The 14811-nt window shown below is 70.4% G+C and carries 18 protein-coding genes, 1 tRNA gene and 1 riboswitch; of the genes, 7 read left to right on the top strand and 12 right to left on the bottom strand.

The features are described from left to right. Positions 1–28: 28 nt before the first annotated feature. Positions 29–93: riboswitch (guanidine-III (ykkC-III) riboswitch) on the bottom strand. Positions 94–107: 14 nt separating this feature from the next. Continuing rightward, positions 108–410 carry a GroES family chaperonin gene (locus ACOTKD_RS27795; protein ID WP_058046871.1) on the bottom strand — a complete coding sequence of 101 codons (303 nt, stop codon included), beginning with the start codon at positions 408–410 and terminating at the stop codon, positions 108–110. 103 nt (positions 411–513) lie between these two features. Then, on the bottom strand, positions 514–834 hold the full coding sequence (locus ACOTKD_RS27790) for a DUF3618 domain-containing protein (RefSeq protein WP_424891718.1): 321 nt from the start codon (positions 832–834) through the stop codon (positions 514–516). A 141-nt stretch (positions 835–975) separates the two neighbouring features. Between ACOTKD_RS27790 and bcp the strand changes: the two genes are divergently transcribed. Further along, positions 976–1443 (top strand): thioredoxin-dependent thiol peroxidase, encoded by a 468-nt coding sequence (gene bcp, locus ACOTKD_RS27785; RefSeq protein WP_424891717.1) that lies wholly within the window; start codon positions 976–978, stop codon positions 1441–1443. Between the two features lie 112 nt (positions 1444–1555). On the opposite strand, the gene ACOTKD_RS27780 is transcribed toward bcp, so the two are convergent. Then, the gene (locus ACOTKD_RS27780; RefSeq protein WP_424891716.1) at positions 1556–2803 is read right to left on the bottom strand and encodes a sensor histidine kinase; all 1248 of its coding nucleotides are present in this window, start codon (positions 2801–2803) and stop codon (positions 1556–1558) included. After that, positions 2803–3336 (bottom strand): hypothetical protein, encoded by a 534-nt coding sequence (locus tag ACOTKD_RS27775; RefSeq protein ID WP_424891715.1) that lies wholly within the window; start codon positions 3334–3336, stop codon positions 2803–2805. The genes ACOTKD_RS27780 and ACOTKD_RS27775 overlap by 1 nt, the downstream gene beginning before the upstream one ends. A 248-nt stretch (positions 3337–3584) precedes the next feature. Between ACOTKD_RS27775 and ACOTKD_RS27770 the strand changes: the two genes are divergently transcribed. From ACOTKD_RS27770 to ACOTKD_RS27755, 4 genes are all read left to right on the top strand, one after another. After that, on the top strand, positions 3585–5102 hold the full coding sequence (locus tag ACOTKD_RS27770) for an MFS transporter (RefSeq protein ID WP_424891714.1): 1518 nt from the start codon (positions 3585–3587) through the stop codon (positions 5100–5102). A gap of 165 nt (positions 5103–5267) precedes the next feature. Next, positions 5268–5414 carry a hypothetical protein gene (locus ACOTKD_RS27765; protein ID WP_424891713.1) on the top strand — a complete coding sequence of 49 codons (147 nt, stop codon included), beginning with the start codon at positions 5268–5270 and terminating at the stop codon, positions 5412–5414. Further along, positions 5407–6402, top strand: coding sequence for an HNH endonuclease signature motif containing protein (locus tag ACOTKD_RS27760; RefSeq protein ID WP_424891712.1), 996 nt, complete (start codon positions 5407–5409; stop codon positions 6400–6402). The genes ACOTKD_RS27765 and ACOTKD_RS27760 overlap by 8 nt, the downstream gene beginning before the upstream one ends. 50 nt (positions 6403–6452) lie before the next feature. Further along, positions 6453–6536 (top strand) — tRNA-Leu (locus ACOTKD_RS27755). Positions 6537–6581: 45 nt separating this feature from the next. On the opposite strand, the gene rdgB is transcribed toward ACOTKD_RS27755, so the two are convergent. From rdgB to ACOTKD_RS27735, 4 genes are all read right to left on the bottom strand, one after another. Beyond that, the gene (rdgB, locus tag ACOTKD_RS27750; RefSeq protein WP_424891711.1) at positions 6582–7184 is read right to left on the bottom strand and encodes an RdgB/HAM1 family non-canonical purine NTP pyrophosphatase; all 603 of its coding nucleotides are present in this window, start codon (positions 7182–7184) and stop codon (positions 6582–6584) included. Between the two features lie 27 nt (positions 7185–7211). Next, entirely contained in the window at positions 7212–7601 is a 390-nt protein-coding gene (locus ACOTKD_RS27745; protein ID WP_424891710.1) for a hypothetical protein, read from the bottom strand. Positions 7602–7697: 96 nt separating this feature from the next. Next, complete coding sequence (gene rph, locus ACOTKD_RS27740) at positions 7698–8429, bottom strand: ribonuclease PH (RefSeq protein WP_030369452.1); 732 nt, start codon at positions 8427–8429, stop codon at positions 7698–7700. 120 nt (positions 8430–8549) lie between these two features. Continuing rightward, positions 8550–8783 carry a glucose PTS transporter subunit EIIB gene (locus ACOTKD_RS27735; protein WP_106679865.1) on the bottom strand — a complete coding sequence of 78 codons (234 nt, stop codon included), beginning with the start codon at positions 8781–8783 and terminating at the stop codon, positions 8550–8552. A gap of 205 nt (positions 8784–8988) precedes the next feature. On the opposite strand from ACOTKD_RS27735, the gene ACOTKD_RS27730 reads away from it, so the two are divergent. After that, the gene (locus tag ACOTKD_RS27730) at positions 8989–10314 is read left to right on the top strand and encodes a PTS transporter subunit EIIC (protein ID WP_424891709.1); all 1326 of its coding nucleotides are present in this window, start codon (positions 8989–8991) and stop codon (positions 10312–10314) included. Positions 10315–10704: 390 nt separating this feature from the next. After that, on the top strand, positions 10705–11916 hold the full coding sequence (locus ACOTKD_RS27725; RefSeq protein WP_424891912.1) for a PTS transporter subunit EIIC: 1212 nt from the start codon (positions 10705–10707) through the stop codon (positions 11914–11916). A gap of 96 nt (positions 11917–12012) precedes the next feature. Here ACOTKD_RS27725 and ACOTKD_RS27720 read toward each other — a convergent pair whose 3' ends face one another. The 4 genes from ACOTKD_RS27720 to ACOTKD_RS27705 all read right to left on the bottom strand — a co-directional run bounded on the left by ACOTKD_RS27720 (position 12013) and on the right by ACOTKD_RS27705 (position 14772). Then, a complete protein-coding gene (locus ACOTKD_RS27720; protein ID WP_424891708.1) occupies positions 12013–12765 on the bottom strand; it encodes an MBL fold metallo-hydrolase in 753 nt (250 codons plus the stop codon). 216 nt (positions 12766–12981) lie between these two features. Next, entirely contained in the window at positions 12982–13932 is a 951-nt protein-coding gene (locus ACOTKD_RS27715; protein ID WP_424891707.1) for a PLP-dependent cysteine synthase family protein, read from the bottom strand. 15 nt (positions 13933–13947) lie between these two features. Further along, positions 13948–14229 (bottom strand): MoaD/ThiS family protein, encoded by a 282-nt coding sequence (locus tag ACOTKD_RS27710; RefSeq protein ID WP_424891706.1) that lies wholly within the window; start codon positions 14227–14229, stop codon positions 13948–13950. A gap of 120 nt (positions 14230–14349) precedes the next feature. Then, a complete protein-coding gene (locus ACOTKD_RS27705; RefSeq protein ID WP_424891705.1) occupies positions 14350–14772 on the bottom strand; it encodes a Mov34/MPN/PAD-1 family protein in 423 nt (140 codons plus the stop codon). Between the last annotated feature and the right edge of the window lie 39 nt (positions 14773–14811).

The raw sequence follows: 14811 nt of genomic DNA, 5'->3' as shown, positions 1-14811 counted from the left end.
GGCACCTCCGTGGAGAAGAGCTTCCAGGGGTGCGTCGTCTTGTCCTGACCCGGTACGGCGCGTCTCGTCGGGTACCTACGACCGTAGCAAACCCGGAGAAGACGAGCTCAGAGGTACAGACCTGTGGAGTCCTCGGACCCCTCCAGCCGCTCCGCCGCCACCGCGTGCAGGTCGCGCTCCCGCATCAGCACGTACGCCACGCCCCGGACCTCCACCTCCGCGCGGTCCTCGGGGTCGTACAGCACCCGGTCGCCCGGCTCCACCGTCCGTACGCTCTGCCCGACCGCCACGACCTCGGCCCAGGCCAGCCGGCGGCCCACCGCCGCCGTCGCGGGGATGACGATGCCACCGGAGGACCGGCGCTCGCCCTCCGGGATGTCGGTCCGGACCAGCACACGGTCGTGCAGCATCCGGATGGGCAGCTTGTCGTGGGTGGTGTTCGTACTCACGCAGACGACCGTACCTGCCCGCACGCGGCCCCGCGGCCACCGATCGCGGATCCGCGGATGTGACCTACGCCCCGCGGCGCCGCGAGGAGACCGCGATCAGGCCGATCACACCCACCGCGACCATCGCCACCGGCACGATCCGCTCCAGCCGCGGCGCGCCGTCCTCCGTCGTCAGGCGCGCCTTCACGTCCGAGACCAGCCGGTGTGCCGTGGCGCAGGCGCGGCCCGCGGTGTGGTCCACCTTCGCGGCGACCTTCGCCTTCGCGTCGCCCATGATCGTGGCCGGGTGCATGCGCACGCCGATCTCGTCGAGCGTCACGGCGAGCTCGCTCCGCCTGCGGGCGATGTCCGCCTCGATCTGCGCAGGGGTCCTGGCATCCGACACCGCGCTGCCTCCGTCGTCTCGATAAGAGTGATGATGAGTGATGACGACAGTCTGTCAGCTCACCGGACCCCGTGCCCCGCGGCACCCCCGATCGGGCCGGTGGCTACGCTCGGGACGCAGGCCCACGACCCGAGGAGAGCCATGAGCGAGCGACTGCAGCCCGGCGACACCGCCCCCGCCTTCACCCTTCCCGACGCCGACGGCAACCCGGTCTCGCTCGCGGACCGCAAGGGCCGCAAGGTGATCGTCTACTTCTACCCCGCCGCGCTCACCCCCGGCTGCACCAAGCAGGCCTGCGACTTCACCGACAACCTCGACTTCCTCGCCGGCCACGGCTACGACGTGATCGGCGTCTCCCCCGACAAGCCGGAGAAGCTCGCGAAGTTCCGCGAGAAGGAGGACCTCAAGGTCACGCTCGTCGGCGACCCCGAGAAGAAGGTGCTGGAGGCGTACGGGGCGTTCGGCGAGAAGAAGCTGTACGGGAAGGTCGTGACCGGGGTGATCCGGTCGACGGTGATCGTCGACGAGGACGGCAAGGTCGAGCGGGCGCTGTACAACGTGAAGGCCACGGGGCACGTCGCCAAGATCATCAAGGACCTCGGTCTGTAGGAGCCTGCAGGAGCCTGCAGGCCACCGACTCGGGGCTCCGCCCCGGACCCCGGTCCTCGATCGCCGGACGGCTCTGAAGACCAGAGCCCTCCGGCGTCAGGGGCGCACGCCGCTACTCGCCCTCCGCCGGAGACTGCGCCTCCGCCTCCGGCAGATCGAGAACCGCCCGCGCCCCGCCGCCCTCCGCCGTGCCGAACTCCAGCCGCGCCCCCAGCACCACCGCCTGGCCGACGGCGATCGTCAGCCCCAGGCCGTGCCCCGTGCCCCGCTCCGGCGCCGCGGTGCGGAAGCGGCGCGGGCCCTGGTCCACCAGGTCCGGCGGATAGCCGTCACCGTGATCGCGCACGACGATCCGCGTGCCCTCCACCGTGACCTCGATCGGCGGCTTCCCGTGCTTGGCCGCGTTGGCCAGGATGTTCACGAGGATGCGCTCCACCCGGCGGGCGTCCGTCGCCACGATCCGGCCCTCGCCGACCACCTCGACCGCCACGTCGTCCACGCCGCGCTGCCCCCGCGCCCGCTTGACGATCCCCCGCACCAGCGACGGCAGCTCCACCGCGTCCAGCTGGGCACGCTCCCGGCCGGCGTCCAGCCGGGACACCTCCAGCAGGTCCTCCACCAGCACCCGCATCGTCTGCGCGCGCTCGCGCACCATCTCCACGGCGCGCGGGTGCGGCAGCAGCTCCGCCGAGGCCACGAGCCCGGCCACCGGGGTGCGCAGCTCGTGCGCCACGTCGGCCGTGAACTCGCGCTCCGCCTCCACGCGCGCCGCCAGCGACGTCGCCATGTGGTGCACCGAGCGGCCCAGCTCCGCGACCTCGTCCCGGCCGCCAGCCGCCAGCGCCTCCGCGTCCGGCGGCTCGCCCGCCGCGATCCGCCGGGCCGCGGCCGCACTGTGCCGCAGCCGCCGCGACAGGCTCTGCGCCACGAACCACGCGACCACCGCCATCAGCGCCACCGTCGCCGCGCCCGCCACCAGCAGCGCCTTGTCCAGCGCCGTCATCAGGGGATCGCGGTCCGGGTACGGCGCCGACACCGACAGCACCTTGTCGCCGCCGACGGCCGTGGCCGCCCACACCCGCGGGTCCTCACCGCCGCTGATGTACGTGCCCGAGCGGCCCCGCGCCACGGCCTTGGCCAGCGGGAACGGCAGTGCGGCGTCGTCCAGTTGGGCGCCGAGGGCGAGCGTGCTGTCGCGCTGGTAGATCTGCAGGGCCGAACTCAGCAGGTCGTCCTGGTAGGCCTGGGCCTGCCGGTCGCGCTCCGCCGCGGAGATGTGGTGCACGGCCAGTCCCAGCACCACGACGGCGAGCGCGGTGACGAAGGAGATCGCGAGGGCGATCCGGCCACGGATACCCATCACGCGATCGTGTACACCTCTTTCGCCTTCGCATGGGGGGTGGCGCCCGTGTAGCTGACCTCGATTCCCGTGAAGGCCATCATGCCGTCGACCTTCGTGACGTCGTAGAGCCGCAGCCGCGCGGGGAAGGAGGCCGGCGAGCCGTTGCCGGTCGCGCCCGAGACCAGCACGACGCCGGAGCCGGCCGCGCCGTCGGCGCCGAACGAGTCCCACTTGATGTCGCTCGCCACGACGCCCGCGTTGGAGCAGTTCAGCGTGATGATCTTCGGCTCGACGACCGGCTTGCCGACCCCGCACTCGCGCACGCCCGGCAGCTCCTGCGGCGCCGGCGTGTCCTCGGCCGTCGCCGCCTCCGGACCGCGCGGCGGGTGCGACTTCTGCGCCGCCGCCGTCTTGGGCGCGTCCGCCACCGCGTCCGACCGGTCCCCGGCCGCGCTCACCCACAGACCGCCGATGGCCGGCACCGTCACCACCGCGAAGATCGCCAGGGCGGTGCGCATGCCGGGCCGGCGGAGCGCCACACGGTCGGCCATCGGCCTCTCTCTCTGGTGTCTTGCGGGTCTTCCGGGGTCCGGCTGTGCGTCCCCGCTGTGAGGGACGGTGAAATCGGGCCGCGCGTTCCCTTCATGCCTATATCAGCTTCCGCCGCCCCCTGCCCGGCGGGCCGCCCGCCGGGCGTGACCTATGTCCCTCTCCGGGGGTGCACCGGTTTGAGCGGCGGCGCAGCGCGCAGACGCAGGCGCGTACGTACGTCACCGCCGAAGCGTGAGGGGGCCGAGCCGTGCCCAACGGCAGCAGCACGGAAGCCGAGACCGGAAACGGGAACGGCAACGGGCATACGAACGGACATGGCAACGGCCACGACCCCGCCGCGGTCAGACGCCACCCGGCCCTCTTCCGGGCCGTCGCCCGCCGCCGCAACCCCCGGCTGCGGCGCACGGACATCACCGTCACGGACGAACGGACCGTGAGACGGGCCGTCAAGGCGGCCGCCCTCGGCAACGCCATGGAGTGGTTCGACTTCGGCATCTACAGCTACCTCGCCGTCACCCTCGGGGACGTCTTCTTCCCGTCGGGCGACGACACGGTGCGCCTGCTGTCGTCCCTCGCGACGTTCGCCGTGGCGTTCCTCGTCCGGCCGCTGGGCGGGATGTTCTTCGGGCCGCTCGGCGACCGGGTGGGGCGCAAGCGCGTCCTGGCCCTGACGATGGTGCTGATGGCCTCCGGCACCTTCGCCATCGGCCTGATCCCCTCGTACGCGGCGATCGGCTTCTGGTCGCCGGTGCTGCTGATCTGCTTCCGGATGCTGCAGGGCTTCTCGACGGGCGGCGAGTACGGGGGCGCGGCGACGTTCATCGCCGAGTACGCGCCCGACAAGCGCCGCGGCTACTTCGGCAGCTTCCTCGAATGCGGCACCCTCGCGGGCTACATCGGCGCGGCGGGCCTCGTCACGGCCATGACGTCGGCGCTCGGCGGCGCGGCGATGACGGACTGGGGCTGGCGGATCCCCTTCCTCGTCGCCGGGCCGCTCGGGCTCGTGGGCCTGTACCTGCGGCTGCGGCTGGAGGACACCCCGGCGTTCCAGAAGCTGGCGGAGGAGGAGCCGGGAGGCGGCGGCACCGAGCTGAAGCAGATCTTCACCACCCAGTGGGCGCGGCTGCTGCTGTGCGTGGTCCTGGCCGGGGCGTACGGCATCACGGACTACATGCTGCTGTCGTACATGCCGACGTACCTGACCGACCAGCTCGGCTACGACGACACGCACGGCCTGCTGATCCTCATCGCGACGATGGCCCTGCTGATGACGGTCATCACGTGCGTGGGGCGCCTGAGCGACCGCGTCGGCCGCAAGCCGCTGCTGATGGCCGGCATGGGCGGCTTCGTGGTCCTCTCGGCCCCTGCCTTCCTGCTGCTGAAACAGGGCGGCCTGGCCGCGGTCCTCGGCGGCATGCTGATGCTGGGCCTCCCCCTGGTGTGCCTCCTGGGCACCATGTCCGCCGCCCTCCCCGCCCTCTTCCCCACCCCGGTCCGCTACGGCTCCCTCGCCATCGGCTACAACCTCTCCACCTCCCTCTTCGGCGGCACGACCCCGCTGGTGATCACGGCCCTGATCCACGCCACGGGCAGCGACATGACGCCCGCGGTCTACACGGCGGGCGCGGCCCTCGTCGGCATGGTCGCCGTCGCCTTCATGCGCGAGACGGCCCGCCGGCCGCTGGAGGGGTCACCGCCGGCGGTCGCGACGCGGGAGGAAGCGGAGGAGATCGTGACGTCCCAGTCACCCGACCCGAAGTTCTGATGGTTCGCACCCCCGAACGGCGTAACCGCCCAAGCCCTCGCTCGTTAACAGGTTCGAGGTCGCGCAACGCGTGCGGCCGCACCCAGGACTCTGCAGCCATTACCGGTGAGTGAGGGGTTCCGGGCGTGGCTGCACCCCGGGCCCCTCCACCAGGGAGGGGAAAGCATGCCGGTCAAGTACACCTACAAGCTGCTCGTCGAAGCAGCACGCGCTTCGGCGTCGTACGACGAAACCGTACTCAGGCGCAACGCGACGCCTGCGGCAGAAACGCAGCGGCGAGGGCGCACAGCTGAGGGGCGGATCCATGCCTGACCCCTACTGCCGTGAATCGCTGACCCTTGCAGTCGCGCAGTCGGCAAGCTGGGCGGACCTGATGCGCAGGCTGGGTGTCAAAGCCAGTGGCGGCAGACGCCGGGTACTCCAGGAGAAGGCCGCCGCTCACGGCATCGACACCAGCCACTTCAAGCAGAAAAGCCCTTGGCGCAAGTACCCCGATGAAGCCATAGCCGCCGCCGTCGCCACGTCCACAACGCTGCGTGAGGTCGTACAGAAGCTGGGGGCACCACCAGCCACGGGAACGCTCTCGCATATCCGGCGCCGGATCGACGCCGCAGGTATCGACGTGAGCCACTTTCCGGACTTGAATCGTCCTCAACTCGATCTGCCGTTCCCGGCCCACGAGCTCAGGACCGCCGCCGCCTCGGCAAGGAGCATCCGCGACATGGCCCGGAGCCTCGGCATCCCGGACGACGGAGGCTCTCGCGCAGCGCTCAGGCGGATACTCAGCAAACTGGATGTCGACACCAGCCACTTCCGTAACAGCCGACTTGCGCTGCCGGACGATCGCATGCGAGACGCGGTTGCCGAGGCAAGCAGCTTCGCCGACGTGATGCGCGCTCTCGGACTGCCAGTGAACGATACGAACCATCGCAGGATCCGGCGGCGGGCAGCGCAAATCGGACTGGACACTTCCCACTTCACTAGACGGACGTGGGGAGCGGTCCGCGTCGTTGGGCGGAAACGCATCGCCGACGAGGTGCTGCGCGTACGTCCGCAAGGATCACCGCGAGAGAATCGTCAGCGACTTCACCGCGCGCTGGTCGAGATCGGCGTCGCGTACCGCTGCGTCTCCTGCGGCAACGAAGGCGAGTGGCTCGGAAGACCGATCACACTCCAGATCGACCACATCAACGGCGACTGGCTCGACAACCGCCTGGAGAACCTTCGCTACCTGTGCCCCAATTGCCATGCACTGACGGACACCTGGTGCCGCAGGAGAGGATCGTCAGCCCGGAAGTGACGGCCCGAGTGCCAGGTGCAGCCGCCAGCCGATAGCATGGCTGGCGGCTAGCGGCGGTGGCGCAACGGCGACGCAGCAGACTTAGGATCTGTGGCCCTTGATCGGGCTTGAGGGTTCGAATCCCTTCCGCCGCACACCAGTGACCTGCACATCGAAGGTTCGATGTGCAGGTCATTTCCTTATCCCAGCAGCTCCCTGACCACCGGCACCAGCGCCCGGAACGCCTTCCCCCGGTGGCTGATGGCGTTCTTCTCGTCCGCCGTCAGTTCCGCGCACGTGCGGGTCTCGCCCAGCGGCTGCAGGACCGGGTCGTAGCCGAAGCCGCCGCCGCCCGCGGGCTCGTGGCGCAGGGTGCCCTCCAGGCGGCCCTCGACGACGCGCTCCGTGCCGTCCGGGAGGGCCAGGGCCGCGGCGCAGGCGAAGTGGGCGCCGCGGTGCTCGTCGGCGATGTCGCCGAGCTGGGCCAGGAGGAGGTCCAGGTTGGCCTTGTCGTTGCCGTGGGCGCCGGCCCAGCGGGCGGAGAAGATGCCCGGGGCGCCGCCGAGGACGTCGACGCACAGGCCGGAGTCGTCGGCGACGGCCGGGTGGCCGGTGGCGCGGGCGAGGGCGTGGGCCTTGAGGAGGGCGTTCTCGGCGAAGGTGACGCCGGTCTCCTTGACGTCCGGGACCTCGGGGTAGGCGTCGGCGCCGACCAGCTCGACGTCGAGGCCGGCCGCCTCCAGGATGGCGCGGAGCTCGGTGACCTTGTTGGCGTTGCGGGTGGCGAGGATCAGGCGCTTCATGGGGCGATTATCCCGGCCCGCTCCGGCCTATTTCGACGTGCACACCTTCGAGAGCTCTCCGGCCGCGTCCGTCACCGGCGTCAGGTCCGGGGTCTTGTCGTTCCGCAGGGCGTCGCGGACGTTCCCGATGGCCTTCTCCAGGTGGTCGAGGGCCTTGCCGACGTCGACGTTGCTGCTCTTGTCCTTGAGCTTCTTGGTGTCCTTCTCGAGGTTGTCGAGGATCCTGCCCGCGTTGCCGGTGTCGGTCGCGGTGTCGGTGACGCTGCGCTGGAGGTCGTCGACGTCGTTCGATATCTCGATGCCGAGGCGGGCGCAGTCCACGGCCTTCTGGGCGGTGGAGCAGCCGGCCGCGAGCGGTACGGCGAGCGCGGCGGCGGCGAGCGCGAGAGACGTCCTGCGGGCGGATATGACGGACATGTGGATTCCCTCCCCTTGAAGCGGCTGCGGGCGTACGGGCGGGGTGATCCCGTCCGTACGCCCGTAGGAACGCTTGTGATCCCTCCGACGGTTGCTTTACAGCGTCGCCGCGAGCGCCTCGCGCTGTGCCGCGTCGAGCGCGGTGCAGCCGGTGACGGCGAGGTCGAGGAGGGCGTTGAGCTCGTCGCGGGCGAAGGGCTCGGCCTCGGCGGTGCCCTGGACCTCGACGAAGCGGCCGTCGCCGGTGCAGACGACGTTCATGTCGGTCTCGGCGCGGACGTCCTCCTCGTAGCAGAGGTCGAGGAGCGGGACGCCGTCGACGATGCCGACGCTGACGGCGGAGACGGTGCCGGTGAGCGGCTGACGGCCGTGCTTGATCAGCTTCTTGCCCTGGGCCCAGGTGATGGCGTCGGCGAGGGCGACGTAGGCGCCGGTGATGGCGGCGGTGCGGGTGCCGCCGTCGGCCTGGAGGACGTCGCAGTCGAGGACGATGGTGTTCTCGCCGAGGGCCTTGAAGTCGATCACGGCGCGCAGGGAGCGGCCGATGAGGCGGGAGATCTCGTGGGTGCGGCCGCCGATCTTGCCGCGGACGGACTCGCGGTCGCCGCGGGTGTTGGTGGAGCGGGGCAGCATCGAGTACTCGGCGGTGACCCAGCCCTCGCCGCTGCCCTTGCGCCAGCGCGGGACGCCCTCGGTGACGCTGGCGGTGCAGAAGACCTTGGTGTCGCCGAAGGAGATGAGGACGGAGCCCTCGGCGTGCTTGCTCCAGCCGCGCTGGATGGTCACGGGGCGGAGCTGGTCGGGCGTGCGGCCGTCGATGCGAGACATGGTGATGAGCCTACTGGCATCGGGGTAAGGCGAAGGGCCCCGTTCCGGATCGCGGTGCGTATGTCACGTATGCACGCGTTCCGGGCGGGGCCCCGGCCGTGAGCCTCAGCGGCTCACGGCTCACATCATGTCTTCGATCTCCGCGGCGATCGGGTCGGCGTCGGTGCCGATGACGACCTGGATGGCGGTGCCCATCTTGACGACGCCGTGGGCGCCGGCGGCCTTGAGGGCGGCCTCGTCGACGAGCTCGGGGTCGTTCACCTCGGTGCGGAGCCGGGTGATGCAGCCCTCGATCTCCTCGATGTTGTCGATGCCGCCGAGGCCGGCGACGATCTTCTCAGCCTTGCTGGCCATGTGCACTCCTGGTTGTCTTCGGCCCTTCGGCGGTACCACCGAGCGGCTTCCCCACGGTAAACCACGTTCAGCCCAACTATGTGGGCATATGTCCGCCGTCTGGCAAATGATGGCGACACCCACAAGCGCGCGCATAAGTGGTCTACACCAGTATGCGGCAAGCACCGAGTGGACCGTCGCCGGGGCGGCGGCCGGGAGGACGCAGATGAGCACGGACGCCGCGGCCGCGCCGCGTCAGAGCCGGTGGCGGGAGCGCTGGCAGACCCTCTTCTCGAACCTGCAGAAGATGGGCCGCAGCCTCCAGCTCCCCATCGCGGTGCTTCCGGCCGCGGGCATCCTGAACCGGCTCGGCCAGCCGGACGTCTTCGGCAAGGACGGGCTGGGCTGGACGGACGTGGCGAAGGTCTTCGCGGGCGCGGGCGGCGCCCTGCTGGACTCGGGGCTCGGCCTGCCGATGCTGTTCTGCGTGGGCGTGGCCATCGGGATGGCCAAGAAGGCGGACGGCTCGACGGCGCTGGCGGCCGTGGTGGCCTTCCTCGTCTACTTCTCCGTGCTGCACCAGTTCCCGCAGGACTGCCCGCCCGAGACGACGTTCACCGGGGCGGGGCTGTGGAGCGGGGTGTGCGTCTCCATGGGCGGGCAGCTGTCCCCGGCGAGCTTCCAGAACCCCGGGGTCTTCGGCGGCATCGTGATCGGCCTGCTGAGCGCGTGGTTCTGGGTGCGCTTCCACCGGGTGCGGCTGGTGGACTGGCTGGGCTTCTTCAACGGGCGCCGGCTCGTGCCGATCCTGATGTCGTTCGTCGCGCTGGGCTTCGCGGTGATCTGCCTGTTCGTCTGGCCGCCGGTCGGCGACGCGCTGACGAGCTTCAGCAAGTGGCTCTCGGACCTGGGGTCGGGAGGGTCGGGCGTCTTCGGCGTGGCGAACCGGGCGCTGCTGGTGGTGGGGCTCCACCAGTTCCTCAACACCTTCATGTGGTTCCAGTTCGGCGACTACACCAAGCCGGACGGCACGGTGGTGCACGGCGACATCAACCGCTTCCTGGCCGGTGACCCGCACGCGGGCCAGTTCACGACGGGCTTCTTCCCCATCATGATGTTCGCGCTGCCCGCCGCGGCGCTGGCCATCGCGCACTGCGCGAAGCCGCACCGGCGCAAGGCGGTCGCGGGGATGATGCTCTCGGTGGGCCTGACCTCCTTCGTCACGGGGATCACCGAGCCCATCGAGTACTCGTTCCTCTTCATCGCGCCGGCGCTGTACGTGGTGCACGCGCTGCTCACGGGCGTGTCGATGGCGGTGAGCTGGGGCCTGGGGGTGCACGACGGCTTCAGCTTCTCGGCCGGCCTGATCGACTACGTGATCAACTGGGGGCTGGCGACCAGGCCGTGGCTGATCATTCCGATCGGGCTGTGCTTCGCGGTCGTCTACTACGCGATTTTCCGGTTCGCGATTACGAAGTTCGACCTGCCGACTCCGGGGCGTGAACCGGAAGAGCTCGCGGAGGAGATCGAGCGCGGCAACGTGAAGGACTAGCGGCAACGTGAAGGGGTAATCGCTCCCTGTCACGAGCCCCCGCCGGGCACCGGCGGGGGCTTTCCGCTGTGTCGGAAGCCACCGGGAAGCACGGATTCCTTTATCCCGGACTCACGTGCTACAACATGGTCTAAACCACTCAGTGGTGTAGACCAAAAGCGGGCCCACCCCCTTCCCCCGAGCGCCCGCCTCACCTGGAGGAATCCGATGAGTAAGAGCGCCAAGGCGGCAAAGGCGGCGCCTGACGACGCCGCTTCGCCGGAGAAGAAGCCCGCGGAGAAGCCTGCGGAGAAGTCCGCGGACAAGGCTACGGACAAGGCCGCGGACAAGAAGCCCGCGAAGAAGAAGGACGCGGCCGAGGCTCCGAAGAAGAAGTTCGGCGCCGGCGCCATGGCGGTCGCCCAGCGCATCGGCCGCAGCCTGATGCTGCCCGTCGCCGTGCTCCCCGCCGCGGCGCTGATGGTCCGCCTCGGCCAGGGCGACATGCTGGGCAAGGAATCCCTGCCGGCCTTCCTCAACAAGATCGCCGAGTTTATGTCCGCCGGCGGCGGCGCGATCCTCGACAACATGGCGCTGCTGTTCGCCGTGGGTGTCGCGATCGGCTTCGCCAAGAAGTCGGACGGCTCCACGGCCCTGGCCGCCGTGGCCGGCTACCTCGTCTTCTCCAAGGTGCTCGGCACCTTCACCGACGGCAGCCTCCCGAAGAAGGAGGCCGTGGTCGACCACAAGGTCGCCATGGTGGAGCAGGCCGTCGACGCCAAGGTCCTCGGCGGCGTCGTGATGGGCCTCGTGGTCGCCCTCATATACCAGCGCTTCTACCGCACCAAGCTGCCGGACTGGGCGGGCTTCTTCGGCGGCCGCCGCCTGGTGCCGATCCTCTCCTCCTTCGCGGGTCTGCTCATCGGCGTCGTCTTCGGCTACATCTGGCCGGTGCTCGGCACGGGCCTGCACAACTTCGGTGAGTGGCTGGTCGGCTCGGGCGCGGTCGGCGCGGGCATCTTCGGCGTCGCCAACCGCGGTCTGATCCCGGTCGGCATGCACCACCTGCTGAACTCCTTCCCGTGGTTCCAGGCCGGCTCGTACGACGGCCCCAAGGGCACCGTCAACGGCGACATCGCCCGCTTCCTCGCCGGCGACCCGAACGCCGGCCAGTTCATGACCGGCTTCTTCCCGATCATGATGTTCGCGCTGCCGGCCGCCTGCCTCGCGATCGTGCACTGCGCCCGCCCCGAGAACCGCAAGGTCGTCGGCGGCATGATGTTCTCCCTCGCGCTCACCGCGTTCGTCACCGGTGTGACCGAGCCGATCGAGTTCACGTTCATGTTCGTCGCGCCGGTGCTGTACGCGATCCACGCGCTGCTGACCGGTGTCTCGATGGCCCTGACCTGGGCGCTCGGCATGAAGGACGGCTTCGGCTTCTCGGCCGGCGTCATCGACTTCCTGCTGAACCTGGGCATCGCCTCGAAGCCGTGGCTGCTGGTCCTCGTGGGCCTGTGCTTCGCCGCGATCTACTATGTGGTCTTCCGCTTCGCCATCGTGAAGTTCGACCTGAAGACGCCCGGCCGTGAATCCGAGGAGGAGTCGGCCGAATTGAAGGCCTGACGCCTCACCTGAACACCGCAGGTAAATGCCCCCGAAATCCCATGGATTTCGGGGGCATTTGCGTAAGCATTTCTGAAAACCAAAAGAACGGGACGGTCAGACCTCGTACACCGCGCCCGCGCGGGCGAGTTCGACCGGGCCGTCGTAGACGGCGCGCGCGTCGCGGAGGTTGGTCAGCGGGTCCGTCCACGGCGGGATGTGGGTGAGGACCAGCCGGCCCGCGCCGGCCCGCGCCGCGTGCTCGCCGGCCTCGCGGCCGTTGAGGTGGAGGTCCGGGATGTCCTCCTTGCCGTGGGTGAACGACGCCTCGCAGAGCAGCAGGTCGGCGCCGGCGGCCAGCTCGTGCAGCTCCTCGCAGGGGCCGGTGTCGCCGGAGTAGACGAGGGCGCTGCCGTCGTGCTCGACGCGGAAGGCGAAGGCCTCCACGGGGTGGCGCACCCGGTCCGTGCGGACGGTGAGCGGGCCCACGGAGAAGGTGCCCGGGGCGAGGGTGCGGAAGTCGAACACCTCGCGCATGCAGGACTCGTCGGGCACGTCCCCGTACGCGGTGGCCAGCCGGTGCTCGGTGTCGCTCGGCCCGTAGACGGGGATGGCCTCGGCCCGGCCGCCCTCGTGCCGGTAGTAGCGGGCCACGAAGTAGCCGCACATGTCGATGCAGTGGTCGGGGTGCAGGTGCGAGAGCAGGATGGCGTCGAGGTCGTAGAGACCGATGTGGCGCTGCAGCTCGCCGAGGGCTCCGTTGCCCATGTCGAGGAGCAGCCGGAAGCCGTCGGCCTCGACGAGGTAGCTCGAACAGGCCGATTCCGTGGACGGGAACGACCCCGAGCATCCGACGACGGTGAGCTTCATGCGGGCCTGAACCTCCGTTGACTCGTGACGGGGGGCCATGCGGTCCGTCGAGCGTAAGGCGCGAAGGGGACGCCCGCTCCTCCGCGAGGTGGGGTTGTGGCTGAAGTCACCGGTACGGACCCTTCTGGGCGGGCGCCGCAAGGGGGGTTCCGGGCGGGTGCCGGCCCCGCGGCGGCGAACGCGCCGCGGGGCCGGCCGGGCCTCACCGGGTGGGCGCTACGCCCAGAGCTGGCCCTGCAGCGCCTCGACGGCCGCTTCCGTCGTGGGGGCCGTGTAGATGCCCGTCGAGAGGTATTTCCAGCCGCCGTCCGCCACGACGAAGGCGATGTCGGCGCTCTCCCCCGCCCGTTCGGCCTTGCGGGCCACGCCCAGGGCGGCGTGGAGGACGGCGCCGGTGGAGACGCCCGCGAAGATGCCCTCCTCGCTCAGCAGCTCGCGGGTGCGGCGGACCGCGTCCTGTGAGCCGACGGAGAAGCGGGTGGTCAGGACGGAGGCGTCGTACAGCTCGGGGACGAAGCCCTCGTCGAGGTTGCGCAGGCCGTAGACGAGGTCGTCGTAGCGCGGCTCGGCGGCGACGATGCTCACGCCGGGCTTGTGCTCGCGCAGGTAGCGGCCGACGCCCATGAGCGTGCCGGTGGTGCCCAGGCCGGCGACGAAGTGGGTGATCTCGGGGAGGTCGGCGAGGATCTCCGGGCCGGTGGTGGCGTAGTGCGCGCCGGCGTTGTCGGGGTTGCCGTACTGGTAGAGCATCACCCAGTCGGCGTGCTCGGCGGCGAGCTCCTTGGCGACGCGGACGGCGGTGTTGGAGCCGCCCGCCGCGGGCGAGGAGATGATCTCCGCGCCCCACATGGCGAGCAGCTGCCGCCGCTCCTCGCTGGTGTTCTCGGGCATGACGCACACGATGCGGTAGCCCTTGAGGCGGGCGGCCATGGCGAGCGAGATGCCGGTGTTGCCGGAGGTGGGCTCCAGGATGGTGCAGCCCGGGGTCAGCCGCCCGGCCCGCTCCGCCTGCTCGATCATGTGCAGGGCGGGGCGGTCCTTGACCGAGCCGGTGGGGTTGCGGTCCTCCAGCTTGGCCCAGATCCGGACCGACCCGGACGGGGAGAGCCTGGGCAGCCGCACCAGCGGGGTGTTGCCGACCGAGGCCAGGTGGCTGTCGTAGCGCATGCTCTACGCCGCGCCTCAGACCATTCCGCCGGCGACCGCCGGGAGGATGGTGACGCTGTCGCCGTCGCCGAGCTCGGTGCCGATGCCGGCGAGGAAGCGGACGTCCTCGTCGTTGAGGTAGACGTTGACGAAGCGGCGCAGCTCGCCGGACTCGTCGACGAGGCGCTCGCGGATGCCCGCGTGGCGGGTGTCGAGGTCCTTGAAGAGCTCGTCGATGGTGGCGCCGTTGCCTTCGACGGCCTTCTGCCCGTCGGTGTAGGTGCGGAGGATGGTCGGAATGCGGACCTCGATGGCCATGATGCGGCTCCTGTCGGCGTGCGGGTGGGGCACCTGGGGCAGATCGTATCGATTCCATGTGCGGCTGCCGGACGTTCGTACCGGCATGCGGACAGCCGCGGCCCGCCGGAGGGCCGGAGCTCAGTAGGCGGGCACTACGGTGACGTCCTCTTCGGTCACCTGGCCGTCCACTATGCGGAACGAGCGGAACTGGAAGGGGCCCTCGCCGTCGGTGTCGGCGGTGGACACGAGCACGTAGTGGGCGCCGGGCTCGCCCGCGTACGAGATGTCCGTGCGGGACGGGTAGGCCTCGGTGGCCGTGTGCGAGTGGTAGATGACCACGGGCTCCTCGTCGCGGTCGTCCAGCTCGCGGTAGAGCTTCAGCAGGTCCGCGGAGTCGAACTCGTAGAACGTGGGCGACCGGGCGGCGTTGAGCATGGGGACGAACCGCTCGGGGCGGTCGCTGCCGGCCGGTCCGGCGACCACGCCGCAGGCCTCGTCGGGGTGGTCCGCGCGGGCGTGCGCGACGATCCGGTCGTACAGGTCCTGCGTGATGGTCAGCATGCGCCCCAGGATAGGCACGCGGACAAGGCGAAGGGCCCG

The sequence above is a fragment of the Streptomyces sp. XH2 genome, assembly GCF_049725035.1.
Taxonomy (GTDB): domain Bacteria; phylum Actinomycetota; class Actinomycetes; order Streptomycetales; family Streptomycetaceae; genus Streptomyces; species Streptomyces roseoverticillatus.
Note: the sequence above shows the minus strand (reverse complement) of the source record. Positions and strands in the feature narration are given on the sequence as shown.